At 56.7% G+C, this 25972-nt stretch carries 23 protein-coding genes and 1 pseudogene; 11 read left to right on the top strand and 13 right to left on the bottom strand.

The genetic code is table 11. The annotated features are described in order from the left end of the window. Window positions 1-31 precede the first annotated feature (31 nt). From rpe to trpS, 3 genes are read left to right on the top strand one after another with little or no spacing between them, the layout of a single operon-like run. Window positions 32-709, top strand: a complete 678-nt coding sequence (rpe, locus tag EBA31_RS24215) for a ribulose-phosphate 3-epimerase (protein WP_020837326.1) — start codon at window positions 32-34, stop codon at window positions 707-709. Then, window positions 702-1400, top strand: a complete 699-nt coding sequence (locus tag EBA31_RS24210) for a phosphoglycolate phosphatase (RefSeq protein WP_048760514.1) — start codon at window positions 702-704, stop codon at window positions 1398-1400. Before rpe ends, EBA31_RS24210 begins: the two co-directional genes overlap by 8 nt. Window positions 1401-1402: 2 nt before the next feature. Beyond that, window positions 1403-2407: a tryptophan--tRNA ligase gene (gene trpS / locus EBA31_RS24205; protein WP_020837324.1), complete on the top strand. Its 1005-nt coding sequence runs from the start codon at window positions 1403-1405 to the stop codon at window positions 2405-2407. 50 nt (window positions 2408-2457) lie between these two features. On the opposite strand, the gene cysG is transcribed toward trpS, so the two are convergent. The 4 genes from cysG to nirB are packed head-to-tail and all read right to left on the bottom strand — an operon-like array spanning window position 2458 to window position 7614. After that, window positions 2458-3861, bottom strand: a complete 1404-nt coding sequence (cysG, locus tag EBA31_RS24200; RefSeq protein ID WP_115060724.1) for a siroheme synthase CysG — start codon at window positions 3859-3861, stop codon at window positions 2458-2460. A 49-nt stretch (window positions 3862-3910) separates the two neighbouring features. Then, a complete protein-coding gene (gene nirC, locus EBA31_RS24195) occupies window positions 3911-4711 on the bottom strand; it encodes a nitrite transporter NirC (RefSeq protein WP_046372484.1) in 801 nt (266 codons plus the stop codon). A gap of 30 nt (window positions 4712-4741) precedes the next feature. Further along, the gene (gene nirD, locus EBA31_RS24190) at window positions 4742-5068 is read right to left on the bottom strand and encodes a nitrite reductase small subunit NirD (RefSeq protein WP_020837321.1); all 327 of its coding nucleotides are present in this window, start codon (window positions 5066-5068) and stop codon (window positions 4742-4744) included. Beyond that, window positions 5065-7614 carry a nitrite reductase large subunit NirB gene (nirB, locus tag EBA31_RS24185; RefSeq protein WP_020837319.1) on the bottom strand — a complete coding sequence of 850 codons (2550 nt, stop codon included), beginning with the start codon at window positions 7612-7614 and terminating at the stop codon, window positions 5065-5067. The genes nirD and nirB overlap by 4 nt, the downstream gene beginning before the upstream one ends. 303 nt (window positions 7615-7917) lie before the next feature. Between nirB and EBA31_RS24175 the strand changes: the two genes are divergently transcribed. Then, window positions 7918-9186 (top strand): cytosine deaminase, encoded by a 1269-nt coding sequence (locus tag EBA31_RS24175; protein WP_369982366.1) that lies wholly within the window; start codon window positions 7918-7920, stop codon window positions 9184-9186. A gap of 61 nt (window positions 9187-9247) precedes the next feature. On the opposite strand, the gene tsgA is transcribed toward EBA31_RS24175, so the two are convergent. The 4 genes from tsgA to EBA31_RS24155 all read right to left on the bottom strand — a co-directional run bounded on the left by tsgA (window position 9248) and on the right by EBA31_RS24155 (window position 13541). Beyond that, a complete protein-coding gene (tsgA, locus tag EBA31_RS24170) occupies window positions 9248-10432 on the bottom strand; it encodes an MFS transporter TsgA (RefSeq protein ID WP_122080383.1) in 1185 nt (394 codons plus the stop codon). A 392-nt stretch (window positions 10433-10824) separates the two neighbouring features. Then, on the bottom strand, window positions 10825-11802 hold the full coding sequence (locus tag EBA31_RS24165) for a LacI family DNA-binding transcriptional regulator (RefSeq protein WP_115061143.1): 978 nt from the start codon (window positions 11800-11802) through the stop codon (window positions 10825-10827). Between the two features lie 96 nt (window positions 11803-11898). Continuing rightward, the gene (locus EBA31_RS24160; RefSeq protein WP_122080382.1) at window positions 11899-13206 is read right to left on the bottom strand and encodes a 6-phospho-beta-glucosidase; all 1308 of its coding nucleotides are present in this window, start codon (window positions 13204-13206) and stop codon (window positions 11899-11901) included. Then, entirely contained in the window at window positions 13203-13541 is a 339-nt protein-coding gene (locus EBA31_RS24155; protein WP_041415733.1) for a PTS lactose/cellobiose transporter subunit IIA, read from the bottom strand. The genes EBA31_RS24160 and EBA31_RS24155 overlap by 4 nt, the downstream gene beginning before the upstream one ends. A 357-nt stretch (window positions 13542-13898) precedes the next feature. Here EBA31_RS24155 and ppiA point away from each other — a divergent pair, with 357 nt between their 5' ends. The 3 genes and pseudogenes from ppiA (at window position 13899) to btsR (ending at window position 17039) form a co-directional block, all read left to right on the top strand. Further along, entirely contained in the window at window positions 13899-14468 is a 570-nt protein-coding gene (ppiA, locus tag EBA31_RS24150; protein WP_020837308.1) for a peptidylprolyl isomerase A, read from the top strand. Window positions 14469-14629: 161 nt separating this feature from the next. Next, window positions 14630-16314 (top strand): annotated as a pseudogene (locus EBA31_RS24145) (LytS/YhcK type 5TM receptor domain-containing protein). Beyond that, complete coding sequence (gene btsR / locus EBA31_RS24140; RefSeq protein WP_020837306.1) at window positions 16314-17039, top strand: two-component system response regulator BtsR; 726 nt, start codon at window positions 16314-16316, stop codon at window positions 17037-17039. The pseudogene EBA31_RS24145 and the gene btsR overlap by 1 nt, the downstream one beginning before the upstream one ends. Here btsR and EBA31_RS24135 read toward each other — a convergent pair whose 3' ends face one another. Together EBA31_RS24135 and EBA31_RS24130 are read right to left on the bottom strand one after the other, a co-directional pair. Beyond that, window positions 17040-17318: a type II toxin-antitoxin system RelE/ParE family toxin gene (locus tag EBA31_RS24135; protein WP_122080381.1), complete on the bottom strand. Its 279-nt coding sequence runs from the start codon at window positions 17316-17318 to the stop codon at window positions 17040-17042. Between the two features lie 17 nt (window positions 17319-17335). Beyond that, window positions 17336-17605 (bottom strand): hypothetical protein, encoded by a 270-nt coding sequence (locus EBA31_RS24130; protein WP_020837302.1) that lies wholly within the window; start codon window positions 17603-17605, stop codon window positions 17336-17338. Window positions 17606-17830: 225 nt separating this feature from the next. Here EBA31_RS24130 and EBA31_RS24125 point away from each other — a divergent pair, with 225 nt between their 5' ends. From EBA31_RS24125 to EBA31_RS24115, 3 genes are all read left to right on the top strand, one after another. Then, window positions 17831-19357, top strand: a complete 1527-nt coding sequence (locus EBA31_RS24125; RefSeq protein WP_115060716.1) for a helicase HerA-like domain-containing protein — start codon at window positions 17831-17833, stop codon at window positions 19355-19357. Window positions 19358-19467: 110 nt separating this feature from the next. Continuing rightward, window positions 19468-20043: an aminodeoxychorismate synthase component II gene (locus EBA31_RS24120; RefSeq protein WP_122080380.1), complete on the top strand. Its 576-nt coding sequence runs from the start codon at window positions 19468-19470 to the stop codon at window positions 20041-20043. 131 nt (window positions 20044-20174) lie between these two features. Further along, complete coding sequence (locus tag EBA31_RS24115; protein WP_115060714.1) at window positions 20175-21392, top strand: aspartate aminotransferase family protein; 1218 nt, start codon at window positions 20175-20177, stop codon at window positions 21390-21392. Window positions 21393-21465: 73 nt separating this feature from the next. Here the strand turns inward: EBA31_RS24115 and EBA31_RS24110 are convergent, their stop codons facing one another. Next, a complete protein-coding gene (locus tag EBA31_RS24110) occupies window positions 21466-23541 on the bottom strand; it encodes a YccS/YhfK family putative transporter (RefSeq protein ID WP_041415732.1) in 2076 nt (691 codons plus the stop codon). A gap of 54 nt (window positions 23542-23595) precedes the next feature. Next, window positions 23596-24228, bottom strand: coding sequence for a cAMP-activated global transcriptional regulator CRP (gene crp, locus EBA31_RS24105; protein ID WP_004718520.1), 633 nt, complete (start codon window positions 24226-24228; stop codon window positions 23596-23598). A gap of 379 nt (window positions 24229-24607) precedes the next feature. On the opposite strand from crp, the gene EBA31_RS24100 reads away from it, so the two are divergent. Then, the gene (locus EBA31_RS24100) at window positions 24608-25015 is read left to right on the top strand and encodes an OsmC family protein (RefSeq protein ID WP_020837287.1); all 408 of its coding nucleotides are present in this window, start codon (window positions 24608-24610) and stop codon (window positions 25013-25015) included. A gap of 36 nt (window positions 25016-25051) precedes the next feature. Here EBA31_RS24100 and EBA31_RS24095 read toward each other — a convergent pair whose 3' ends face one another. Then, window positions 25052-25921: a phosphoribulokinase gene (locus EBA31_RS24095; protein ID WP_020837286.1), complete on the bottom strand. Its 870-nt coding sequence runs from the start codon at window positions 25919-25921 to the stop codon at window positions 25052-25054. Window positions 25922-25972: the final 51 nt, after the last annotated feature.

The raw sequence follows: 25972 nt of genomic DNA, 5'->3' as shown, positions 1-25972 counted from the left end.
CAAATTCGAACCCTACGTTTGGAGATAGCGGATGAAAAAATTTTTGATTGCCCCGTCCATTTTGTCGGCAGATTTTGCTCGCCTGGGTGAAGACACAGCCAACGTGCTGGCCGCAGGTGCCGACGTAGTGCACTTCGACGTGATGGATAACCACTACGTTCCCAATCTGACCATCGGGCCGATGGTTTGTCAGGCGCTGCGTAACTACGGCATCACCGCACCGATTGACGTGCATCTGATGGTGAAGCCGGTAGACCGCATAGTGCCGGACTTCGCCGCAGCGGGTGCCAGTTACATCTCTTTCCATCCGGAAGCCTCCGAACACGTCGATCGCACCATTCAATTGATTAAAGAGCACGGCTGTAAAGCCGGCTTGGTATTCAACCCGGCGACGCCGCTGAGCTATCTCGATTACGTGATGGACAAAATCGACGTGATCCTGCTGATGTCGGTCAACCCTGGCTTTGGCGGCCAGTCGTTTATCCACGGCACTTTGGATAAGCTGCGCCAGGTGCGCAAGCTGATCGACGAAAGCGGTCGCGATATCCGTTTGGAAGTGGATGGCGGCGTGAAAGTCGACAACATCGCCGAAATCGCCGCAGCCGGTGCAGACATGTTTGTCGCCGGTTCAGCCATCTTCGGCAAGCCGGACTATCGCCGGGTGATTGATGATATGCGCAGCGAACTGGCGAAGGTGACGCATGGCTGATTTCAGTGCCATCCGCGCTCTGGCCTTTGATCTCGATGGCACGCTGGTAGACAGCGCGCCGGGATTGGCGGCCGCTATTGATATGGCGCTGGCGGAAATGGGTTTGCCACAGGCCGGCGAAGACCGGGTTAGCACCTGGATTGGCAATGGCGCAGACGTGCTGGTACAACGCGCGCTGCGCTGGGCTGAGGTGGAAGCCACCCCAGAACACTGCCAACAACTGCGCGAACGTTTTGATCACTTCTATGCGCAAACCGTGGACAGCGGCAGCCGCCTGTTTCCGCAGGTGAAGGAAACGCTGGCCCAATTAGCTGCGCAAGGGTATCCAATGGCGCTGGTGACCAACAAACCGACGCCGTTTGTCGCACCACTGTTGGCCACATTGGGCATTCTCGATGACTTTTCGCTGATTATCGGCGGCGATGACGTGGTGGAAAAGAAACCGCACCCGGCACCGCTGTATCTGGTCCTCGGCAAATTGGGCCTGCGCACCAACGAGTTGCTGTTTGTGGGCGATTCCCGCAACGATATTCAGGCGGCGCAGGCGGCTGGCTGCCCTAGCGCCGCGCTGACCTACGGTTATAACTACGGCGAGGCGATTGCCCTGAGCCATCCCGACCGCGTGTTGGAGCGCTTTGCCGATTTGTTGCCCGCTCTTGGGCTGTCATCTTTAGAGAATCAGGAAATTTAAACATGAGTAAGCCCATCGTATTTAGCGGCGCACAGCCGTCCGGTGAACTGACCATTGGCAACTACATGGGTGCCCTGCGTCAGTGGGAGAAAATGCAGGACGATTATGACTGCATCTACTGCATCGTTGATTTGCATGCGATCACCGTACGTCAGGACGCAGAAAAACTGCGCAAAGCTACGCTGGACACGCTGGCGCTGTATCTGGCCTGCGGCATCGATCCGCAAAAGAGCACCATCTTCGTACAGTCTCACGTGCCGGAGCATACGCAACTGAGCTGGGTGTTGAACTGCTATACCTATTTCGGCGAACTGAGCCGCATGACCCAGTTCAAAGACAAATCCGCACGCTATGCGGAAAACATCAACGCCGGCCTGTTCAGCTACCCGGTGCTGATGGCGGCGGATATCCTGCTGTACCAGACCAACCAGGTTCCGGTCGGTGAAGACCAGAAGCAACATCTGGAACTGAGCCGCGACATTGGTCAGCGTTTCAATGCGCTGTACGGTGACGTGTTCAAAGTCCCTGAGCCGTTTATTCCCAAGTCCGGCGCTCGCGTGATGTCGCTGCAAGAGCCGACCAAGAAAATGTCCAAGTCGGACGATAACCGCAACAACGTGATTGGCCTGCTGGAAGATCCGAAAGCGGTGAGCAAGAAAATCAAACGTGCGATGACCGACTCCGAAGAGCCGCCGGTAGTGCGTTACGACGTGGCGAACAAGGCAGGGGTATCAAACCTGCTGGATATTCTCGCCGGTGTGACCGGCAAGAGCATCGCTCAGTTGGAAGCCGAGTTTGAAGGCCAGATGTACGGCCACCTGAAAGGTGCGGTAGCCGAAGCGGTATCAGGCATGCTGGGTGAGCTGCAGGAGCGTTACCACCGTTTCCGCAATGACGAGGCCTTGCTGCAGCAGGTGATGCGTGACGGTGCGGCCAAGGCTCGTGCGCGCGCACAGGAAACGTTGGCCAAGGTTTACCAGGCGGTTGGCTTCGTGTCGCCACAGTGATCCTCGCCATAAAAGAAAAGCGGCCATTGGCCGCTTTTTTTACGTCTGGATCAAGCCATTTGCGCCAGTGGCTGTGGTGATTCCTGGCTGGAGAACCAGTTCAGCTTGCTGCGCAGGCTCACCACGCTGCCGACGATGATCAAACTTGGGCTGGCAGCTCGCAAGGCCAGGGTTCCCAACTGCTTCAGTTCCCCTTCGATCACCCTTTGACGACAAGAGGTGCCGTTTTCTACCAGCGCCACCGGGGTGGAGGCCGGCATACCGTGCGCGATCAGTTGGCGTTGGATCTCTGCCGCCTGCGTCAGGCCCATGTAAAACACCAACGTTTGCTGCCCGGCGGCCAGCGTTGACCAGTTTAACCCGCCATCGCGCTTGGCGTGCCCCGTCACCAGGCGTACGCTTTGCGCATGGTCGCGATGGGTGAGGGGAATACCGCTGTAGGCTGAGCAACCGGAAGCAGCGGTAATGCCCGGCACCACCGAGAACGGAATATTGGCGTCGGCCAACGTTTCCAGCTCTTCGCCGCCGCGGCCAAAGATGAATGGGTCACCGCCTTTCAGTCGTACCACGCGCTTACCTTGTTGCGCCTGCTCGAGCAGGATTTGGTTAATCTGATCTTGCGGCACGCAATGGTTGCCGGCACGTTTGCCGACGAAAATGCGCTCGGCATCGCGACGCACCAGCGTCATGACCTCATCGGAGACCAGGCGGTCATAAACCACCACGTCAGCCTGCTGGATCTGCTGCAGGCCTTTCAGGGTCAACAGGCCAGCGTCACCCGGTCCGGCACCCACCAGTACCACTTCACCGCATTGTTGCTGTTGATGGCTAAACAGCTCTTCGATCTGCCGATCCGCCAGCGGTTGGTCATCATTGGCCAAAGACTGCGCCAGGCGGTCGTGGGCAAACAGTTTTTCCCAAAAACGACGGCGTGCGCCGATGTCAGAGAAGTGCTTTTTTACCCGTTGGCGCAATGAGCCGCCCAGTTGCGCCAGCTTGCCAAGATGCTGAGGCAGCATGGCCTCCAGCTTCTCACGCAGCAGCCGCGCCAGCACCGGCGCTTTACCGCCGGAAGACACCGCGACCATAATCGGCGAGCGATCGATAATCGACGGCATGATAAAGCTGGCGCGCTTGGGATCATCCACGACGTTGCAGAACACCCGTTGCTGGTTGGCGCATTGATACACCAACGCGTTGACTTCCACCCGATCGGTGGCGGCGATTACCAGCCACTTTTCCGCCAGCAACGCCGCGCTGAACTCGCCTTCTGCCAGCGTGACGCGGCCAAGCGCGGCCCATTCGTGAAATTGCGGGCTGAAGCTGCAGGCGTTGACGGTCAACGCCGCGCCGGCATCCAGCAGCAAACGGGCTTTGCGTTCGGCAATCTCGCCGCCACCGACCAGCAGGCAGGCTTTGTGTTGCAGTTGGCAGAAAATCGGCAGGTAATCCATCGGCAATCCTCGGGGCAATCAGCAGTGGGGCGCAAAGCGCCCCGGAATATTATGCGGCTTGACGCGTTACGGCTTTTTCAGCCTGCGGCCGTTCGGCACGCGGTGTGGCGTACCAGTAGCCCAGGCCCATCAGCACCGAGCCGGACAGGATATTACCCAGCGTCACCCACAACAGGTTATGGCCGATGCCACTCAGGGTATAGGCTTCGCTGTGATGGCCGAACCAGGACAGGGCGAACAGCGTCATATTGGCAACCGAGTGTTCATAGCCGGAAGCGATAAAGGCCAGCAGACACCACCAGATGGCGATGAACTTGGCGGCACCTTCCACGCGGATCGCCATCCAAATCGCCAGGCAGACCAGCCAGTTACACAGCACGCCCTTGAAGAACAGCACTTCCGCCGGTGCGGTGGTTTTTGCCAACGCCGCGGTGTGTACCAGACTGGTATCCACCGGCAACAGGCTGCCGCCGCCGTAATAGTACATCAGCGCCACCAGCACCGAGCCCAACAGGTTGCCTAACCAGGTCTGCGGCAAGACCGCCCACATTTGGCCCTGCGTGATGGTGCCGGCCTTGACGCCGAGCGTCAGGAACATGGTGTGGCCAGTGAACAGTTCGGAACCGGCGATGATCACCAGCGTCAGCGCGATGCCGAAGGTGGCCCCCATCACCAGCGGCCGCAGGGAGGGATCGACCAGATTGCCGAGGGTGAAGATCAAAATGATGCCGAGGCCGACGTAGGCCCCGGCCATTGCCGAGCTGATCCAAAAGCCCAGCGGGCTGTGTTTTGCCAGCCGGACGATGCGCGCCGCATTGGCGGCGCATTTGTTGATGGTATCGGTGAACATGCTGCTTCCCCTGAGGTTAAAGTAGAAATATCAGGCCGCGACCTGCACCATGCCGTCCAAAACCCGGCTGGCGAAATGCGCGACGGAGCGGCTGTCATCTTCCAGACAGTAACCGTCGTGCAGGCGGAAATGTTGTTTTTTTAACGGGCTGGCGACCCACAGCTCACCCTGATGTTCGGCGATCAGCCCGCGTGATAACACGCTGGCCTGGGCGAAGGGATCAATATTGCTGATGGCAAAGACCTGATCGTCGGCGTAGGGGCGGAAGATGGCCACCTGTTGGTCGCCAATCAGGGCACACACGCCGGTACCGGGCAGGATATCGCTGATAGGGCAAAGGGTTGTCCACTGGCTCATGCGTTGTTCTCCTCGGTTTCCAGCAGGGTGACGGGAATGCGTTCATCCGGACGTGCCGGGCGGTGCTGCTCGCGTTCGGCGACCACCTGGACGTTCGGATCGCGCTGGCTACTGTTGATAAAGTGGGCGAAGCGGACCTGAGATTCGGGGTGCTCAACGGTTTCTTTCCACTCGCAGATCACCGCATCGCGCAGGCGGGCGATTTCGGCTTCCAGTTGAGCGTTGATGCCCAGTTTGTCGTCAATGATCACTTTGCGCAGGTAATCGATGCCGCCTTCCAGGCTTTCCAGCCATACCGAGGTGCGCTGCAGCTTATCGGCGGTGCGGATATAGAACATCATAAAGCGATCGAGGTAGTGCTCCAGCGTCACGCTGTCGAGGTCAGCCGCCAGCAGATCGGCATGGCGCGGTTTCATGCCGCCGTTGCCGCAGACGTACAGGTTCCAGCCGTTCTCGGTGGCGATAATGCCGACGTCCTTGCCCTGCGCCTCGGCGCATTCACGGGTGCAACCGGAAACGCCAAACTTCATTTTGTGCGGGGTGCGAATGCCTTTGTAGCGGTGTTCCAGCTTGACGCCAAACCCGACGCTGTCGCCGACGCCATAGCGGCACCAGGTGCTGCCAACGCAGGTTTTCGACATGCGCAGCGCCTTGGCGTAGGCGTGGCCGGTTTCAAAACCGGCGGCAATCAGTTTGCTCCAAATAGCCGGCAGGTCGTCTTTTTGCGCGCCGAACATGCCGATGCGCTGAGAGCCGGTCATCTTGGTGTACAGATTGTATTCCTTGGCGATCTGGCCGACCGCCATCAAACCGTCCGGCGTGATTTCACCGCCGGCGGAGCGTGGGATCACCGAATAAGTGCCGTCTTTCTGGATATTGCCGAGGAAGTTGTCGTTGGTGTCCTGCAGCGGCGTATGTTGCGGTTTGAGCACGTACTCATTCCAGCAGGAGGCCAGCAGTGAGCCAACGGTAGGTTTACACACTTCGCAGCCGTAACCCTTGCCGTATTTGGCCAGCAGTTCGTCGAAGGATTTGATGCCTTCGACGCGGATCAGGTGGTAGAGCTCCTGGCGTGAATAAGCAAAGTGCTCGCACAGGTGATGGTTGACTTCGATGCCCTGTTTGGTCAGTTCGGCATTCAGCACCTGGGTGATCAGAGGAATACAGCCACCGCAGCCGGTACCGGCCTTGGTTTCAGACTTGATGGCGGCGACGGTGTGGCAACCCATGCTGACCGCCTTGATGATATCGCCTTTGCTGACGTCGAAGCAGGAGCAGATTTGCGCGGTTTCCGGCAGCGACTCGACGCCAATCGCCGGCTTGCTGCCTGCGTGCGACGGCAGGATCAGACCGTCCGGGTTTTCCGGCAGTTCGATGGCGTTTAACGCCAGCTGCAGCAGGTTGCCGTAGTCACTGGTGTCGCCCACCAGCACTGCGCCGAGCAGGGTCTTGTTGTCTGCGCTGACGACGATGCGTTTATAAATTTCTTTGCTTTCATCCAGATAAACGTAGCTGCGCGCCCCTTCGGTGCGGCCATGGGCATCACCGATGCCGCCGACGTCTACACCCAGCAATTTCAGCTTGGCGCTCATGTCTGCGCCCAGGAAGGTGTTTTCGCGCCCCAGCAGATGGTCAGCCGTTACCTGTGCCATTTTATAGCCCGGTGCAACCAGGCCGAAGGTGCGATCGCGCCATGAGGCGCATTCGCCGATGGCGTAAACGTCCGGATCTGAAGTTTGGCAACTGTCGTTTATCACGATACCGCCCCGGCGTGCGGTGGCTAGCCCACACTGATGGGCCAGTTTGTCCTGGGCACGGATACCGGTGGAGAAGACGATAAAGTCGACTTCCAGTGCGGTGCCGTCGGCGAACTGCATGGTCTTGCGCGCCTGCTCCCCGCCGTTGACGATTTCCTGGGTATTTTTGCCGGTATGGACTTTGACGCCCATGCGTTCGATTTTACGACGTAGCTGATCGCCGCCCATCGGATCCAGCTGTTCTGCCATCAGTACCGGCGCAAACTCAATGACGTGGGTTTCTACGCCCAGGCTTTTCAGCGCGCCTGCGGCCTCCAGACCGAGCAGGCCGCCGCCGACTACGGCACCGCGTTTGCTGCGGCGTGCGCAGGCTTCGATGGCGTTGAGATCTTCAATGGTGCGGTAGACGAAACAGTCCTGGCTGTCTGAACCCTTGATCGGTGGGATCCACGGGTAAGAGCCGGTGGCCATGATCAGCTTGTCGTAGTACACCGTGCGGCCGGTGTTGGAGTGAATGACTTTTTCACTGCGGTTGATGGTGATGGCCCGCTCGCCGACCAGCACTTTTACGCCCTGTTTTTCGTAAAAGCCTTCGCGAACCAGCGAGAGCTCTTCGGCGGTGTGGTGGGAGAAATAAGAAGACAGGTGCACGCGGTCGTAGGCGATGCGCGGTTCTTCACAAAATACGGTGATGTCGAACTGGTCTTTGTCTGCTTTTTCCAACAGATCTTCGATAAACCGGTGGCCGACCATGCCGTTACCGATGACAGCAAGTTTGACTCTGCTCATTATTGCCTCAAAATTCTGATTTCCTAGCGTTACCTTATTCCTCCCTACGGGCAATTTATTGATGCAAATCAATCGCCCCTCCATATACCTCTTATGTGGTATATGGATGATTTTTATCGATATTTGATAAGTTGCGGTTTTTATTCACCTTTAGCTGAAACGAGCCAGTTAATGCGAATTCTACTTATTTGGGAGTAAGGGGTGGGGTAATAACCGCAAGGGCGCTTTGTCAGTCTGATCCGCTGCCAGTATGATGAATAAAACAGGCTGGAACAGCAGAGGTGAAGCGTGGCCAAGAGTCCATTGAAGTTTATCGATAACCTGCGTTTAAGCGGGCATGAAGGGCTGTGGCAACTGGCCATTGAACAGGGGCGCATCGCTCATATCGTGCCGCAGCCGGAAGGGCAGGAGTGGCGCAACGACGTGCTGGATGCGCAGGGCGGGCTGGCGCAGCCGGCATTTGTCGAGCCGCATATCCATCTGGATACCACCCAAACCGCCGGGCAACCGGCCTGGAACCAGTCAGGTACCCTGTTTGAAGGCATTGAACGCTGGGCGGAACGCAAGGCACTGCTGACCCATGAGGACGTCAAGCAACGCGCCTGGCAGACGCTGAAATGGCAGATCGCCAACGGCGTGCAGTACGTGCGTACCCATGTTGACGTTTCGGACCCGACCCTGACAGCGCTACGTGCGATGCTGGAAGTGAAGCAGGAAGTGGCCCCCTGGGTTACGCTGCAAATCGTCGCCTTCCCGCAGGAGGGCATCATGTCTTATCCCAACGGCGAAGCCCTGCTGGAAGAGGCGCTGCGGTTGGGAGCCGACGTGGTAGGGGCCATCCCGCACTTTGAATTCACCCGGGAATACGGCGTGGAGTCGCTGCACAAGGCGTTTGCTCTGGCGCAGAAATACGATCGGCTGGTGGATGTCCACTGCGATGAGATTGACGACGAACAGTCGCGATTTGTCGAGACCGTGGCGGCGCTGGCGCTGAAGCTGGGCATGGGTGCCAGGGTGACCGCCAGCCATACCACGGCGATGCACTCTTACAATGGCGCTTATGCTTCACGGCTGTTCCGCCTGCTGAAAATGTCAGGCATCAACTTTGTTGCTAACCCGCTGGTGAATATCCACCTGCAGGGGCGCTTCGACAGCTACCCGAAGCGGCGCGGCATCACCCGGGTGAAAGAGATGCTGGAGGCGAATATCAACGTCTGCTTTGGTCATGACGATGTGTTCGACCCCTGGTATCCGCTGGGGACCGCCAACATGCTGCAGGTGCTGCATATGGGGCTGCATGTGTGCCAACTGATGGGATACGGCCAGATCGACGACGGGCTGAAACTGATCACCAGCCACAGTGCCCGGACGTTGAACCTGACCGATTACGGCCTGGCGGCAGGGAACAGTGCCAACCTGGTGATTCTGCCGGCGGAAAGCGGTTTTGACGCGGTGCGCCGACAGACGCCGGTGCGCTATTCGATACGGCAGGGGGCGGTGATTGCCGAGACTCAGCCAGCCGAAACCACGCTGTATCTGGCACAGGATGAGAAGGTGGATTTCCGGCGTTAAGGCACCGGTTGCAGCATAAAAAAAGGGCGCCAAGGCGCCCTTTTTACATCACGTCGGCAGGTTAGTGCGTCACGTGACCGTGGCTGCGGTGCTTGGTCACGAAACCGAGCAGCAGACACATGACGAATACCGCCAGGTACAGGCCGTTAGCGGTAGTCAGCGCTGCATGCGCGCCGCCTTTCGCTACGATCGGGCCGGTGACCACGAAGGTCAGCATGGTGCCGATGGTGCCGCAGGTCAGGATGAAGTTAACCAGTTTCGGTGAAGAAACCTTGGTCTGCAGCGAGCCCAGAGTGATCAACGTGGTGTAGATCGCGCTGGAGACGAAGCCCAGAGCCATAATGTAGTAGCCCAGGTGTTCCGGATTGTCGGTGCTGACGAACATGTACATCGCACCGGTCGCCAAAGCGGCCAGAATGGTGACGATGCGCTGCAAATCGAAGAAGCGCAGAATAAAGCTGAACACCCACATGCCCACCATGTATGAGGTCCAGAAATCGCTCACCAGTTTACCGGCCTGGCTGATATCCATACCGAATGACTTGGTGGCGTATTCCGGCACCCACTGGATGAAACCAAGCTGGCCGAGGATGTAGCACAGTGCGGCGATCGACAGGAACAGCACGCCGATACCCCATTTTTCTTTCGCTACCAGCTGGCCGGCGTCGGCGCCTTTGTTGCCCAGCACCGGGAACTCGGAGAACAGGGTCAGCACAAAGATACCTACATACAGCAGGCCGATGCAGGCGTACACCCAGTACCAGCCGATCTGACGAGCCAACAGCATTGCGGCAACAATCGGGAAGATCATCCCGGCCATGCTGAAGAAGGAGTCAGTGAACAGCAGGCGCGAACCGCGTTGGCGGCCGGCGTACATATGGGTGATCAAGAAGGTGCCTATCGACATGGTGATACCGCTGACCACGCCAAGGACGAACATGCACAACGAGAACATGGTCAGGCTTTTGCCGACCATCAACCCGGCGACAGCCAGCACCATCAGCACAAAGCCGAACATCAATTGACGTTTCAGCGGGATGATTTCCATCAGCCAGGCATTGAGGAAGATCGAAATCAAAATACCGGCGTTAAGAAAGGTAAAGGTATTGCTCATGCTGGAAACCGGCAGATTAAAGTACTCTGCAATGTTCCCCATCACCATCCCTGTGACGATAACTAAAGCACCGGTCAGCGCGTAAGAAAAATAGCTGATCCAGGTAAGCCGTAGACGGTTGCTGTCATTCATTATATAGGCCTGATTATGTCTGTTAGGATTATTCCCGTCGCCTTTCAAACCGCAGCGTTGTTACCTGCACTCAGTTACGTGGCCCATCCGTAGGCCACGCCCCTTAAGGGGCCGCTGCAAGCAGCGTTCAAATCTGCTCCTGGCAGATTTGTCCCCCAGTCACTTACCTAAGTAAGCTCCAGGGGATGAGTAAGTTGGGCGTCTAGCTGCAATTTGAAATTCATAGGGTATAACGCTGGATTAAGGCCGCTGGCTTTTCCTGGCAAAAGCAGAAAAAAGTCCCGATCAGGCCACCAGGGAGCGGATCCTAGCACAGACAACGGGAGTTTTTGTGATGGCTGTCGATTTTTTGATGCAATGAATGAGCGGTGGTGAAATATTTTTGTGATCTGTTAGCTCACCGTCACGATGGAATCTCGACTGATGACGATCGGTGAGAAGCTGACCTCAGGCGTGGTCGGATCAATCAGCCGCCTTGCTGCGTATTGCGCCATTTCGGTAATCGGGAAATGTACGCTGGTCAGCGCCGGTCGAACGAAAGGTGCACGTTCGCCGCTGTCGTAACAGATCAGCGAGATATCTTGCGGAACCCGTAGGCGGTGTTCGTTGATTGCCAGCAATGCGCCGATGGCCATTTCTTCGTTGCAGCAATAGATAGCGGTAGGCGTGGTTTTCATTTGCAACAGCAGATCGGCGCAGCGATAGCCGCTTTCCAAATCGTAAAGCCCTTCGACGCAGGCAACCGGTTTGATGTGCGCTGCCTGCATTGCCTGTTCAAATCCCTGCAGGCGCAAGTGGCTGGAGGGGCGATCGCGGGGGCCGCTGATGCAGGCGATGTGTCGGTGGCCGGCATCAATCAACTGTTGGGTCGCCATGCGGCTGGCGCGCGGATGATCGAAAGTGACGCAGCGGTCTTCCAGACCGGGCACCAGACGATCGAGCAGGATAAAAGGGCGTTGCTCTGTTGCCAACTGACGCAGTTGGTCGTCGCTGAGGAAGCGGACATGGAGGATCACACCGTCGCAACGCAGACTGAACAGCCGTTGAATCGCCTGCCATTCGTTTTCGGCGCTGTTGCGGCCCTGGGTCACCAGTAACTGTTTGCCATGGGATTCTGCTTCGGTTTGCACGAAGTCCATCAGCGCGCCGAAGAAGCCGCCGCGATATGAGGTCGTGACTAGCCCGAGGGTATTGCTGTGGCTGGAGGCCAGTGCGCGTGCTGCAGGGTTGGGGGTGTAACCGAGCTGGGCCACCGCGCGTTCCACTTTCTCGCGGGTCTGCCCTTTAACGTTGGTGTCGCCATTCACTACGCGGGACACGGTGGCGCGGGACACGCCCGCCAAGGCTGCGACATCTTCCAGTGTCACCATCATCCGACTCCTGATTACGACAAAAATGGGGTCGACGTATCGACCCCCTACAGATTAGTTATAGCAATGTATCAGCAACCGCGGCTGGCCCGGTGGTTATTTAAACTGTGGCAGATAAGGCGCATTCACCGCCAACACTTCATCCAGCAGCGGCTGGGCCACATTGGCATTACCGACCAGCGGATTGGTCACCAACGCCAGCAGACCACTACGGCGATCGCCATGCACTGCGGCTTCGATAGTCAGACGCTCGTAGGCTTTCACCTGTTGAGTCAGCGCATGCATGGAATCCGGCAGCGTGCCGAAGGTCAGCGGGTGGGCGCCCTGAGCATCGACAATACAGTTGGTTTCTATCACAGCATCGTCCGGTAAACCGCGAATGGCACCACGGTTTGCAGTATTGACGACTAATTGCGTGCCGAGATTATTATGGATCGCACGAATTAGCTCCAGCGCGACTTCCGAATAATATGATCCGCCGCGGAAACTTAATTGTTCCGGTTTGCTGTCGAGGTGCGGATCGGCATACAGCTCAAACAGCTCTCTCTCTACTTTCATCACCTGCTCGGCACGGGTGCCGCGTTCGGCCGCCGCGGCAATTTCTTCGGCCAGCATCTCTTTGGTTTGGTAGAAATAGCGGTGGTACGGGCAAGGGATTGCCCCCACGGCGCGCAGGAAGTCCGGCTGCCAAGGCTCTTCCTTGATGTTGTTCATGGTCAACGCGGCACCATCGCACAGCATGTCGATCACCTTACCGGTGACGTCTTGCCCCTTTTGCAGCACCTGATGAACCCAGACCATATGGTTCAGCCCGGCAAATTGCAGCTGTATTTCTTGAGAAGGGCTTTTCAGCATGTTGGCAATCATATGGTGCATGCTGATCGGTACGTTACACAGCCCGATGATTTTCGCTTTGGTGTAACGTGAGACCGCTTCGGTAACGATGCCGGCCGGGTTGGTGAAATTGATGATCCAGGCATCCGGCGCCAGTTTTTCCACTCTGCGGGCGATATCCAGCATCACCGGTATGGTGCGCAGCGCCTTGGCAAAGCCGCCGACGCCGGTGGTTTCCTGGCCTATCAGATCGTATTTCAGCCCCAAGCGCTCGTCGGCGGCGCGTGCCGGCAACTGGCCGACGCGGAACTGGGTCAGGACGAAGCTCGCGTCCCGAATAGCCTCATCCAGCTCGAAATGCACGCTGACTTTGACCTGCTCCAGGCCATGGCGTGCCAGCATGCGTTCGGTCAGCGCGGCAATGATCTCTACCTTTTCGCGGCCGGGTTCAACATCTACCAGCGCCAGTTCGGTCACCGGCAGTTCTTCGATACGTTGGATCAGCCCATCAACCAATTCTGGCGTGTAACTGCTGCCGCCGCCGATCACGGCGATTTTCAAGGCGCTCATGCGCGAACCTCCATCTGGGCCTGGCGGCGGTAGAGTTCAATCATGTCATCCGCCAGATCCTGGATCACCATAGCGTTCATCAGATGATCCTGGGCATGAACGGTAATCAGGTTGATGGCCAGTTTGCCGCAGCCTTCATCCATGCCGATCAGTTGGGTCTGGATAAGGTGTGCCTTTTTCACCGACTGTTTGGACTCGGCCATGTGCTTGGCTGAGGCGGTAAAGTCACCGGCACGCGCCTGCTGCAAGGCCATCAACGCACTGCTGCGGGCACCACCGGAGAACACCAGCAGCTCCATGATGGTGCTTTCAAAATCGGGGCTGATTTCAGTCATCAATTCACTCACATTATTTCTCCTGTTATTGCGCGGCGGCAATGCCGGCGGATATTCGTTACTTTCGCTGTCATTCTCAAAATGAGAGCGCTCTCATTTCTTTAGATTAACCGGAACAGGAAATGAAACCGGGAGTTGTGTCGCAAAAAGCGAGCAAGGCGTAAAAAGGGCAAAAAATGCGTGATGCAGTTGGCAAAAAGGTCTAAGGCGATCATACTTTTGGCAGTAAAATTCGGGGCTGGCTGAGATAAGTCCCACAATTGCGTAAATATAGGTAAATGGCTGGCACTCGCAGGTTCAGCTCTTTAGAATCAAAGCGCTTTTCCGTTGTTTGTCTCTTAGAGAAAGGACCCGTTAATGTTCAAACGTACTTTAGTGACCCTCGTTGCGCTGTGTTCCCTGACAGCAATGGCACCCGCTGCGCTCGCTGCCGGTGAAACTCATGTCATGCTGACCACCTCAGCAGGGAATATCGAATTGGCGCTCGACAGTCAGAAGGCTCCGGTTTCCACCAAGAACTTCATCGACTACGTGAACAGCGGCTACTACAACAACACTATTTTCCACCGCGTGATCCCGGGCTTTATGGTTCAGGGCGGCGGCTTTACTGCCGATATGCAGCAAAAATCCACCCAGGCACCGATCAAGAACGAAGCGGATAATGGCCTGCGTAACCTGCGTGGCACTATTTCGATGGCGCGTACCGCCGATAAAGACAGTGCTACCAGCCAGTTCTTCCTGAACGTGGCGGATAACGCCTTCCTGGATCACGGCCAGCGCGATTTCGGTTACGCGGTGTTTGGCAAGGTGGTTAAAGGCATGGACGTGGTGGATAAAATTTCCCAGGCGCCGACCGGCAACGTGGGGCCATACCAAAACGTTCCAAGTAAACCTATCGTCATTCTGTCAGCGAAAGTGCTGCCATAATGATTTTGCGCCGGCCCCCGGTGGGCCGGCTGCATTGCTTTCCCCGGAAGCCTTGCCTGCATCACTGTTTTTTTCCCCGTCGCATGCTTTAATCGCCAGCTTATAATCAGACCGGAAACCCGGCGTTCTGCATCTGTTTTGTTAAGGGATGAGCTGCTGCCATGTTTGAATTTAGCCAGGTTCTGCTGCTGCTACAGCAGATGTGCGTCTATCTTGTCATTGCTTATTTACTGAGTAAAACCCCGTTATTCATTCCGCTGACACAGGTGACTATCCGCCTGCCGCACAAGCTATTGTGCTACGTCATTTTCTCGGTGTTTTGCATCATGGGCACCTATTTCGGGCTGCATGTCGAAGGATCGATTGCCAACACTCGCGCGATCGGCGCCGTGCTGGGCGGCCTGTTGGGGGGCCTTCGGTAGGGTTCCTGGTGGGTTTGACCGGGGGCTTGCATCGCTACACGCTGGGCGGCATGACCGACATCGCCTGTGCGGTCTCTACCGTGGCGGAAGGGTTGGTGGGCGGGCTGGTGCACAGCATCGCCATGCGCCGGCGGCGTATCGACCTGCTGTTTAACCCCTTGTTTGTCGCCGGGGTGGCATTGGTGACCGAAGTGCTGCAAATGGCGATTATCCTGGCGATTGCACGGCCGTTTGACGAGGCGCTGCGGCTGGTGGAACACATTGCTTTGCCAATGCTGATTGCTAACACGCTGGGGGCGGCGATGTTTATGCAGATCCTGTTGGACAGGCGGGCGATGTTCGAGAAATACACCGGCGCGTTCTCCGCCAAGGCACTGAAAATTGCCGAACGTACCGAAGGCATCTTGCGCCAGGGGTTCGATCAGGAAAACAGCATGCGAGTGGCGCGGGTGCTTTATCAGGAGTTGGGGATTGGTGCGGTCGCGATAACCGACCGTGAGAAGCTGCTGGCGTTTATCGGCATCGGCGACGATCACCACCTGCCGGGCACGCCGATCTCATCAAAGCATTCGCACCGCGCGATCGACAACAACGAAGTGGTTTACGCCGACGGCAATGAGCTTTCCTACAGCTGCTCGATCAACGCCAACTGCAAACTGGGTTCGACGCTGGTGATCCCGTTGCGCGGTGAGAACCAGCGGGTGATTGGCACCATCAAACTCTACGAGCCGAAGAGCCGTTTGTTCAGCACCATCAACCGCACGCTGGGTGAAGGTATCGCCAACCTGTTATCCGCACAGATCATGGCCGGCCAGTATGAGCGCCACACGCAGCTGCTGGCGCAGTCGGAAATCAAATTGCTGCATGCGCAGGTCAATCCGCATTTCCTGTTCAACGCCCTGAATACGCTGGTGGCGGTGATCCGTCGTGACGGGGACCGGGCCTGTGAGCTGGTGCAGTACCTTTCGACCTTTTTCCGCAAAAACCTCAAGCGTTCGGACGACGAAGTCAGCCTGGCAGACGAACTTGAGCACGTTAACGCCTACCTGCAGATCGAACAGGCGCGTTTTGCCGATCGGCTGGAGATTGCGGTATCGCTGCCGGAAGAGCTGTTGGCGGTACGTCTGCCGGCCTTTTCACTGCAACCAATCGTTGAGAATGCCATCAAGCACGGCACTTCGCAGTTGCTGGGCATCGGGCGTATAGATATTGGCGCTCGGCTCGAAGACGGCTGTCTGTTATTGCAGGTGACCGACAATGCGGGTCTATACCAACCTTTGCCGAACAACAGCGGGCTGGGAATGAACCTGGTAGATAAACGTATTCGCGTACGCTACGGCGACGGCTATGGCGTACGGGTGGCCTGTGAGCCACAAACCTTCACCCGCATTACGCTCAATGTACCCTTGGCGAGGGCTGCCTGATGTTAAACGTACTGATTGTCGATGATGAACCGTCTGCACGCGATAACCTGCGACATTTGCTGGAAGCGGAAGAGGGCATCAGCATTGTCGGCGAATGCGCCAATGCGATAGAAGCCATCAGCGGGATCCATCGCCTGCAGCCGGACGTGGTGTTTCTGGATATTCAGATGCCGCGCATTACCGGGTTGGAGATGGTAGGCATGCTCGACCCTAATCGCATGCCGCATATCGTGTTCCTGACCGCCTATGACGAATACGCGGTGCAGGCCTTTGAAGAGCATGCGTTTGATTACCTGTTGAAACCGGCGGAGCCGAAGCGGCTGAGCAAAACGCTGCAGCGCCTGCAGCAACAGCGCGGGCAGCAAAACATCGCCGCGCTGGACGAAAGCGCCGGCTACCTGAAATACATCCCTTGTACCGGCCACAGTCGCATCTATTTGCTGCGCTTTGACGAGGTAGTAGCGATACGTTCGCGACTGAGTGGCGTATTTGTGGTGCGTAATGACGGCATGGAATGTTTTACCGAGCTGACGCTGCGAACGCTGGAGCTGCGGACACCGCTGGTACGCTGCCACCGTCAGTATTTGGTCAATCTGGAGCAGGTGCGTGAAATTCGCTTCGATGAGGGCGGCGCTGCGGAAATGATCATGCCGGTTGGGGAGCCAGTCCCGGTCAGCCGCCGCTATCTGAAAGCCTTGAAAGAGGAGCTGGGGCTGCGGGGGTGATTAATCCTTTGGCCATTGCCGGCGGGAATGTACGACTGCCAAAATAATAAGAAGGTCATTTTTTACTTCATAAGTCAGTAGGTAAAAATGATGAATGACCCATTCACGTGTACCTGAAACCCGGCCCACTTTGCCACTTGATGGGTTTCGGGATAGTTGGCTTGCCGCCGCAGAAATCAAAGCATCAATCTCTGCGGCAGCTATCGGGTTCTTTGACGCAAGATAGTCATAAATTGCCATACGGTCAGCAATTGCGGGATCCGTCCACTTTAGCTTCACGATATTTCCTTATCGTTTTACCGCATTGATTTTGCCCTGCGCTCGGCGAAATAAGCCTCAACGTCCTCATTATCAACCACTCTTCCTTCCTGGAGCGCTTTTCGGCTTAAATCGACCTTCTCCTGCAACCACTGTTCATACTCTTTTTGCTGCGATTGTCGACTGACAAAATCTCGCATGAAATCGCGTAAAAGCTGAGATGCCGTTCGATCCGCTGCTTTGGCCGCGCTGGCAAAAGCTATTTTTAACTCGTCATCCACGCGGATAACCACGGTAGATTCAGACATGGTAAATACCTCGTATATACAGCGTACTGCTTACTATATCACCGGTGTTTTATTGTTCAAGTGGGTTATGGCATGGCCGCAATGGGCTAAGCGGAATCCTAAATTTACCTGTCCAGTTGGCGGGTTAAGGGGGCGATTTTTGTTTGTCCTTGACGGGGTTAAGTCCCCCTTATAGCTTTATTGACATCAACAGGCGCTTTTTGCGTCGCGTCCAAGGAAAAGAAAATGAGTGAAGCACGGATTATCGCCAAAGCGATGAAAGACGGGAAACCGGTACAGGATCTGGTTATCCTGCCGGCATTGGCGAACCGCCATGGTCTGATCACCGGAGCGACCGGGACAGGTAAAACCGTGACGTTGCAAAAAATGGCCGAGCAGTTTTCGCGCATTGGTGTGCCGGTCTTTTTGTCTGACGTAAAGGGAGACCTGTCGGGTATTGGTACCGAAGCCGTGCCTTCCGAGAAGCTGCAGGCGCGTTTGGCGGCAATTGGCGTCACTGACTGGCAGCCGCAGGCCTGCACTATTATTCCGTGGGACATTTATGGCGAGAAGGGCCACCCGATCCGCGCCACCGTTTCCGATCTGGGGCCGTTGCTGCTGGCCCGCTTGCTGGATTTGAACGAAGTTCAAAGCGGCGTGCTGCAACTGGTGTTCAAAATAGCCGACGACAATGCGCTGCTGCTGTTGGATATGAAAGATCTGCGCGCCATGGTGCAGTACGTTGGGGACAACGCCAAACAGTTCCAAACCCAATATGGCAATATCTCTTCGGCTTCGGTCGGCGCTATCCAGCGCGGATTGCTGACGCTGGAAGAGCAGGGGGCAAACCAGTTCTTCGGCGAGCCGATGCTGGACATCAATGACCTGATGAAAACCGACGCCAACGGCCACGGCATCATCAACCTGCTGGCAGCGGACAAGCTGATTAATCAGCCGAAACTCTATTCGGTGTTCCTGCTGTGGCTGCTGGCCGAGCTGTTCGAACACCTGCCGGAAGTGGGCGATCCGGAGCAGCCGAAGCTGGTGTTCTTCTTCGACGAAGCTCACCTGCTGTTCAACGACGCACCGGCGGCGCTGCTGACGAAAATCGAACAGGTGGTACGCCTGATCCGTTCCAAAGGTGTCGGCATCTACTTTGTTACCCAAAACCCGCTCGACATTCCGGACAGCGTGCTCGGTCAGTTAGGCAACCGCGTGCAGCACGCGCTGCGCGCCTTTACCCCTCGCGATCAGAAAGCGGTGAAAGCCGCGGCGCAAACCATGCGCGCCAATCCGGCCTTCGATGCGGAAACGGCGATCACCGAGCTGGGCGTCGGCGAGGCGCTGGTTTCTTTCCTCGACGAAAAAGGGCGGCCAAACGTGGTGGAACGGGCGATGGTGATCGCGCCGGAATCCAAGATGGGCATGCTGGGGGCGGAAGGGCTGAACAGTGCGATCAATAAATCGCCGCTGTACGGTCGTTATGAGGATATGGTGGACCGCGAGTCCGCCTACGAGAAGCTGTCTGCCGAAGGTTTCGCCACCGTCGGTGCACCGCAAGCGGGCCAACCGGCGCAGCAACCCCAGGCGCAGCAGCAGGCGGGTGGCGGCCTGATGGGCGGCCTGAACGAAATTCTGTTCGGCTCTACCGGCCCACGCGGCGGCAAGCGCGACGGCATAGTTCAAACCGCCGCCAAGAGCATGGCACGCGATCTCGGTCGACAGATCCTGCGCGGCGTGCTGGGCTCGATCATGGGCGGTCGCAAGAAGTAAGCTGAAATTATCGGTAGCGGCAGTATCGTGAGGGCGTTGTATACTGCGCCCGTGTAAATCGGGGCGGCATATTCGCCCCTGCGATTGCGATGATGTCTGTTGGAAACACTATGCTGCTGTTGATCGATAACTACGACTCTTTTACCTATAACCTTTACCAGTACTTCTGCGAATTGGGCACCGAGGTGCTGGTGAAGCGTAACGACGAGCTGCAACTGGCCGATATCGAAAGGCTGGCGCCGCAGCGTCTGGTGATCTCTCCTGGGCCCTGTACCCCGAATGAAGCCGGCATCTCATTAGCCGCCATCCAACATTTTGCCGGCAAGCTGCCGATCCTCGGCGTTTGTCTGGGGCACCAGGCGCTGGGGCAGGCATTCGGTGCCAAGGTGGTGCGCGCCCGCGAGGTGATGCACGGCAAGACCTCGGCGATCCGCCATCTCGACAGCGGTATTTTTCGCGGGTTGAACAACCCGCTGACCGTTACCCGTTACCATTCGTTGGTGCTTGAAGCTGCTACTTTGCCGGATTGTTTTGAAGTTACCGCCTGGAGTGAGCGCGACGGCGTACGCGATGAGATCATGGGCATCCGCCACCGGCAGTTGGCGCTGGAAGGGGTACAGTTCCACCCAGAAAGCATCCTCAGCGAACTGGGGCATCAGCTGTTGGATAATTTCCTTAAAAGTTAATTGCTTAGATTTTTTTTAGTCGCCAAGGTGATTTGCGTTTGCCCTTTAATGGTTTTTTATGCATATTTTGTGATTATATTTTCATTCAATTGCCATTAAAAAACTGAGTTACTTTCAGGGTGGACCCCATAATGACCGAAAAATCTGCAGTAACCCGCAGCACCTTTGATCAGGTTATCCTGCCTGTTTATGCACCTGCTCAGTTTGTCCCGGTCAGGGGCAAAGGCAGCCGCGTATGGGACCAGCAAGGGAAAGAGTACATCGATTTCTCCGGCGGCATTGCGGTGACGGCGTTGGGGCACTGCCACCCGGCGTTGGTTGAGGCGCTGAAACAGCAGGGCGAAACCCTGTGGCATACCAGCAACGTGTTCACCAACGAACCGGCGCTGCGCCTGGCGACCAAGCTAATTAACGCCACCTTTGCCGATCGGGTGTTTTTCGCCAATTCCGGCGCAGAGGCTAACGAAGCTGCCTTCAAACTGGCGCGTCATTATGCGATTACCCGCCACAGTCCGTACAAAACCAAAATCATCGCGTTCTATAACGCGTTTCACGGCCGCACGCTGTTTACCGTCTCCGTCGGCGGACAGGCCAAATATTCCGACGGCTTTGGGCCGAAACCGGCCGATATCGTACACGTACCGTTCAACGATTTGGCCGCGGTGAAAGCGGTGATGGACGACCATACCTGCGCGGTGGTAATGGAGCCGATCCAGGGTGAAGGGGGGATTACCCCGGTAGACGCCGACTTCCTCAAGGGCGTACGCGAACTGTGCGACCAGCATCAGGCGCTGCTGGTATTCGACGAAGTGCAAAGTGGCATGGGGCGCAGTGGCAAACTGTTCGCCTATATGCACTATGGCGTGACGCCAGATATCCTGACCACCGCCAAGGCGCTTGGCGGTGGTTTCCCGGTTAGCGCGATGCTGACCACCGAAGAGATTGCCTCGGTGATGCAGGTGGGCACCCATGGCACCACCTACGGCGGCAACCCGTTGGCCTGCGCGGTGGCGGAGGCGGCGCTGGACGTGATCAATACACCGGAAGTGCTCAGTGGCATTGAACTGCGTCATGGACTGTACGTGCAGGCGTTAAAACAGATTGGCGAGAAATATGGTGTTTTCAGCGATATTCGCGGCATGGGCCTGCTGATTGGTGCCGAATTGACGAAAAATTACCACGGCAAGGCGCGTGATTTCCTGACTGCCGCCGCTGCACGCGGGTTGATGATCCTCAATGCCGGGCCAAACGTGATTCGTTTTGCGCCTTCGCTGGTGGTAGCAACCGAGGATATTGACGAAGGGATGGCGCTGTTTGAACTGGCCGTGCAGGACGTGATTGGCGCTTAATGCATAAGGGCACCGAGGGGCGGTCTCCCTAATAACAAGCTTTGTCAGCAGTCTGAGGGCGCCGGCGGCGCCCTTATTGATCGCGCAGTTTGCGTTTCAGCCAGATACCATGGTGCGGACGCTGGCGCCAGGCCAGTGACGAGATGGTGTGCATGACGCTCAGGTGGGACAAAATCCGCCGCAGATGGCGTTCCATTTCAGTTACCGGCATATCCGGCTGCAAATCCGGTGGCTGCATAATGCCGTTGCCACTGCTCGGCCCGTCGTATTCAAGCCGCTGCTGACAGCTTTGCAGCGCGATTTCACAAGACTGCAGATACTCCTCCGCCAGCTTTGGCGTCAGCATATAGTGCTCGCGCGCCAGAATGGTCATCGCATTCAGGTGTTCGACAATAAACTGGCTGTGCGTAACCCACAGGCGCATATCTGCCAGGTAGCTCGATTCAAAACCCGGCTCCTGCATCGCCTGATTGAGTGAGGTGAACAGCGCGTTATGCGCCTGATTGACCTGCATGCGAGCATAAGCCAGCGCGCTGGGATCGGGTTCTTGCTCTTCCAGCAACAGGCGCAGCGCCTGTTGATCGTTTTCCAACGCCTGATGGGCGTTCTTGCGTAGCAGACCGCTTTGCCACTGTGGCCACAGCCAGATGGTGCTGCCGAACACCAGTACGCAGCCGATCAGCGTGTCGATCAGGCGCGGCACCAGGAAGTGGGTGCCGTTCAGTGCCAACAGTTGCAGGGTGTAAACCGCCGTCACCGTAAAGCCAATTACCGCCAGCCCGTAATTTTTACGTGAAACCAGATAGGCCAGCAGCGTGATCACCAGCATCACGCCCAGCGTCTCAGCCTCGGGCAGTTGCAGCTGCAGTAATCCGGCGGCAATCACCAACCCAACCAAGGTGCCGAGCGCACGGTGCTGGATGCGCACCCGGGTGGCGTTGTAGCCGTTTTGGCTCACCAGCATGATGGTCAGCAAGATCCAGTAAGGTTTTGGCAGATTGAAAATCATCCCCAGGCTGCTGCCCGCCGCCAGGGTGACTCCCAGCCGAGCCGCATTGCGCAGGGCGTTGGATTTGAACGACAGGTAACTGACCAGCGCGGGCCAGAATGGCAGACGGTTTTGATTGGCCATCAGATCGCGTCGGTAGAGTGGGTGCTGGGTGCGCAGCAGGCGGGCGATGCGGCTGAAGTGGTAATAACAGAATTGGCCGACCGGGTTGTCCGGGTGTTGCGCCGCCACTTTTTCCAGGGCTGCCAGCTCATGGTCCATGTTGAAGCGCTGAGAATGCTGATGATAGAGGATATCGTGCGCTACCGTGCGCAGCCGATTGGCAATCACCTGTGCATTGCGGCGGATAATGGCTTCGGCCTGGCTCTGCTCTACCAGTTTTTGGACCTCTTCCGGCAGGTGCAGGCTGACGGTGATATGTTCCTGCAAATCCAGCGCGACCTGAAAGGTGCGTTGCAGGCGCTTTTGTTCGAGATTGCTGGCATGGGGCAGAAAATTAAGCTGCTGATACAGCAAGGTGATCAGATCCATGACCTTTTGCTGGCGCACCAGCAGCGGTGGTAAGGCGGTCTGCGGATCGGTGTGCTGGGTCAACAGCGAATATTTGGCTTCGAAGTAGTCCGCCAGCTCCAGATAGAGCTGATTGAGCGACTCGCGCATCGGTTGCTCTTTCCACAGCTTGAACCAGAACCAGGTAAACAGGCCGTACCAGGCGGTACCCACGATATATAACACCGGCGCGTGCCAAAGCGGCACCGTACCGGCCATGCTGAGGGAGAAGATGGCGGCAACCAGCGCGGCGGGCAGCAGGCGGGCGTGCAGTGGGCTGATTTCGCCGCTGACGCCAAGCAACAGTGCCAGACCGAGCATCAATGCGGGCAGCGGTACTTGCCACAGCAGTGCCTGTTGCAGCAGCAGGCTGCTAAGCGCAAAGAGCGAGCCGCCGACGATCAGGCGTTTAAAGAAGCGTTTGTGGGGCGTGTCCAGCCCGGCGATGTTGCAGCAGGCGGGAACCAGGGAAAATAGTAGGCCGTATTGCAGTTGGCCGATCAGCAGCCCGAGCAGAACCGGCAGGCACAGCACCAGCGTTTGTCGCAGTGCATAGTTGACTTCCGGATGATAAATCAGTCGGCGCCACATGATAAATCGGGGCATAAAAAAACGGCGCGAATTATCGCGCCGTTTTTTCAGTGATTAACGGGTGCCGTAAACGACAATAGTTTTGCCGTGAGCGGAGATCAGGTTTTGATCTTCCAGCATTTTCAGAATACGACCCACGGTTTCACGAGAGCAACCGACGATCTGGCCAATTTCCTGACGGGTGATTTTAATCTGCATGCCATCCGGATGGGTCATGGCATCAGGCTGTTTCGCCAGGTTCAGCAGGGTTTGCGCGATGCGGCCCGTAACGTCCAGGAAGGCGAGGTTACCCACTTTCTCAGAGGTTATCTGCAGGCGGTTTGCCATCTGGGCAGACAGGCGCATCAGGATGTCCGGGTTTACCTGAATCAGCTGGCGGAATTTCTTGTAGGAAATTTCAGCCACTTCACAGGCGGTCTTCGCCCTAACCCAGGCGCTACGCTCCTGACCTTCTTCAAACAATCCAAGCTCGCCGATGAAATCCCCCTGGTTAAGGTAGGACAGGATCATCTCTTTACCTTCTTCATCCTTAATCAGCACCGCGACGGAGCCTTTGACGATGTAGTAAAGCGTTTCGGCTTTTTCACCTTGGTGAATCAGCGTACTTTTGGATGGATATTTGTGGATATGGCAATGAGACAGGAACCATTCGAGAGTAGGGTCTGTTTGCGGTTTGCCGAGAACCATTCGCTGTTATCCTCTGTTGTTATCGCTGCCTTGTGTCACAGGGGTCAGAGTTCCCTGTAAAACGTGCTGTCGCCGTTGTTTTAATGGTGGCTATCAGCAGGTTTTGAGGCGTGTCATAAATATACGCTGTCGCTCTAGCATATTAACTTGCCGGGAGAGCTGCAAGCTACATTCTGTTAACATACCGGTAAAGGAGCCTTTCCCTGGGAGTTTCCCTGAAATCAGTGTCCCGGAAAGATTTATTGCGGCTCTGTTTGTAGCACAGAGTGAGGCGGGTGTCTCGTGTTGTCTCGCTTCAGCATGATTAGCATCAGGTTCCGTTGCCAGTTTCTATGCGAAAGCGTACTCTGATTTTAAGAAATTAACCGGAGTGACCAGCATGCAGGCAAGAGTTAAGTGGGTGGAAGGGTTGACGTTTCTGGGTGAATCCGCGTCTGGCCATCAGGTATTGATGGACGGCAACGCCGGCGATAAAGCGCCCAGTCCGATGGAAATGGTGCTGATGTCAGTAGGGGGCTGCAGTGCTATCGACGTGGTGTCGATCCTGCAAAAAGGACGCAACGACGTGCGTGATTGCGAGGTGAAGCTGACCTCTGAACGCCGCGAAGAAGCGCCACGGTTGTTTACCCACATCAACCTGCATTTTATCGTGACCGGCAAAGATTTGAGCGACAAGATCGTGGAACGTGCGGTCAACCTGTCAGCCGAGAAATACTGCTCAGTTTCACTGATGCTGAGCAAAGCCGCCAGCGTTACCCACAGTTTTGAAATCCGCGACCTGGCGTAACGGATAAAGGGGCGCGGTTGTACCGCGCCCCGTAGATTACTCGATTTTTTTCCCTTCCAGCAGTCGCTGCACCAGCGGCGCCATGATCAGTTCCATCGCCAGCCCCATTTTGCCACCCGGCACCACCAGCGTATTGATATGCGAGATAAAAGATCCCTGCAGCATTGCCAGCAGATAAGGGAAGTCGATCTGGTCCAGCCCGCGGAAGTGGATCACCACAAAGCTCTCGTCCAACGAAGGGATAGCCTTGGCGGCGAACGGGTTGGAGGTGTCTACCGTCGGCACCCGTTGGAAGTTGATATGGGTACGTGAAAACTGCGGCGTGATGTAGTTGATGTAGTCTTCCATCGAACGAACCACCGAATCCATTACCGCTTCGCGGGAGTGACCGCGTTCACCGGTATCGCGGATCAGCTTCTGGATCCATTCCAGGTTTACGATCGGTACTACGCCGACCAGCAGATCGACGTGTTTGGCCACGTCGATGTGTTCGGTCACGACGCCACCGTGGAGCCCTTCGTAGAACAGCACGTCGGTCGGTGCCGGCAAGGCTTCCCATGGGGTGAAAGTGCCGGGAACCTGATTATAGGGTACCGCTTCATCGTAGGTATGAAGATACTTGCGTGAGCGACCGGTGCCGTTTTTGCCGTAGTCGAGAAAGCTTTGTTGCAGCAGGCCGAAGTCATTGGCTTCGGGGCCGAAATAGCTGATATGGCGGCCGAGATCGCGCGCTTTGCGGATCGCCGCGTCCATTTCCGGCCGGGTGTAGCGGTGGAAACTGTCGCCTTCCAGCTCGGCGGCGCGGATGTTCAACTGCTGAAAGATTTTACGGAACGCCACGCTGGTGGTGGTGGTGCCGGCCCCGCTGGAGCCGGTCACTGCGATAACGGGATGTTTGGCGGACATGGTGGTAGGTCACTCCGTGTTAAATGCGCAGGCGTCAGATATGATTATTGG

The sequence above is a fragment of the Serratia sp. P2ACOL2 genome, assembly GCF_003691565.1.
Classification (GTDB): Bacteria; Pseudomonadota; Gammaproteobacteria; order Enterobacterales; family Enterobacteriaceae; genus Serratia; species Serratia liquefaciens.
This window is presented reverse-complemented; position numbering and strand designations above follow the sequence as displayed.

Excerpts from the sequence above, each read along its gene's own strand:
- rpe (WP_020837326.1), top strand. The coding sequence starts at position 32 with ATGAAAAAATTTTTGATTGCCCCGTCCATTTTGTCGGCAGATTTTGCT.
- EBA31_RS24210 (WP_048760514.1), top strand. The coding sequence starts at position 702 with ATGGCTGATTTCAGTGCCATCCGCGCTCTGGCCTTTGATCTCGATGGC.
- trpS (WP_020837324.1), top strand. The coding sequence starts at position 1,403 with ATGAGTAAGCCCATCGTATTTAGCGGCGCACAGCCGTCCGGTGAACTG.
- cysG (WP_115060724.1), bottom strand. The coding sequence starts at position 3,861 with ATGGATTACCTGCCGATTTTCTGCCAACTGCAACACAAAGCCTGCCTG.
- nirC (WP_046372484.1), bottom strand. The coding sequence starts at position 4,711 with ATGTTCACCGATACCATCAACAAATGCGCCGCCAATGCGGCGCGCATC.
- nirD (WP_020837321.1), bottom strand. The coding sequence starts at position 5,068 with ATGAGCCAGTGGACAACCCTTTGCCCTATCAGCGATATCCTGCCCGGT.
- nirB (WP_020837319.1), bottom strand. The coding sequence starts at position 7,614 with ATGAGCAGAGTCAAACTTGCTGTCATCGGTAACGGCATGGTCGGCCAC.
- tsgA (WP_122080383.1), bottom strand. The coding sequence starts at position 10,432 with ATGAATGACAGCAACCGTCTACGGCTTACCTGGATCAGCTATTTTTCT.
- EBA31_RS24165 (WP_115061143.1), bottom strand. The coding sequence starts at position 11,802 with ATGGTGACACTGGAAGATGTCGCAGCCTTGGCGGGCGTGTCCCGCGCC.
- EBA31_RS24160 (WP_122080382.1), bottom strand. The coding sequence starts at position 13,206 with ATGAGCGCCTTGAAAATCGCCGTGATCGGCGGCGGCAGCAGTTACACG.
- EBA31_RS24155 (WP_041415733.1), bottom strand. The coding sequence starts at position 13,541 with ATGACTGAAATCAGCCCCGATTTTGAAAGCACCATCATGGAGCTGCTG.
- ppiA (WP_020837308.1), top strand. The coding sequence starts at position 13,899 with ATGTTCAAACGTACTTTAGTGACCCTCGTTGCGCTGTGTTCCCTGACA.
- btsR (WP_020837306.1), top strand. The coding sequence starts at position 16,314 with ATGTTAAACGTACTGATTGTCGATGATGAACCGTCTGCACGCGATAAC.
- EBA31_RS24130 (WP_020837302.1), bottom strand. The coding sequence starts at position 17,605 with ATGTCTGAATCTACCGTGGTTATCCGCGTGGATGACGAGTTAAAAATA.
- EBA31_RS24125 (WP_115060716.1), top strand. The coding sequence starts at position 17,831 with ATGAGTGAAGCACGGATTATCGCCAAAGCGATGAAAGACGGGAAACCG.
- EBA31_RS24120 (WP_122080380.1), top strand. The coding sequence starts at position 19,468 with ATGCTGCTGTTGATCGATAACTACGACTCTTTTACCTATAACCTTTAC.
- EBA31_RS24115 (WP_115060714.1), top strand. The coding sequence starts at position 20,175 with ATGACCGAAAAATCTGCAGTAACCCGCAGCACCTTTGATCAGGTTATC.
- EBA31_RS24110 (WP_041415732.1), bottom strand. The coding sequence starts at position 23,541 with ATGTGGCGCCGACTGATTTATCATCCGGAAGTCAACTATGCACTGCGA.
- crp (WP_004718520.1), bottom strand. The coding sequence starts at position 24,228 with ATGGTTCTCGGCAAACCGCAAACAGACCCTACTCTCGAATGGTTCCTG.
- EBA31_RS24100 (WP_020837287.1), top strand. The coding sequence starts at position 24,608 with ATGCAGGCAAGAGTTAAGTGGGTGGAAGGGTTGACGTTTCTGGGTGAA.
- EBA31_RS24095 (WP_020837286.1), bottom strand. The coding sequence starts at position 25,921 with ATGTCCGCCAAACATCCCGTTATCGCAGTGACCGGCTCCAGCGGGGCC.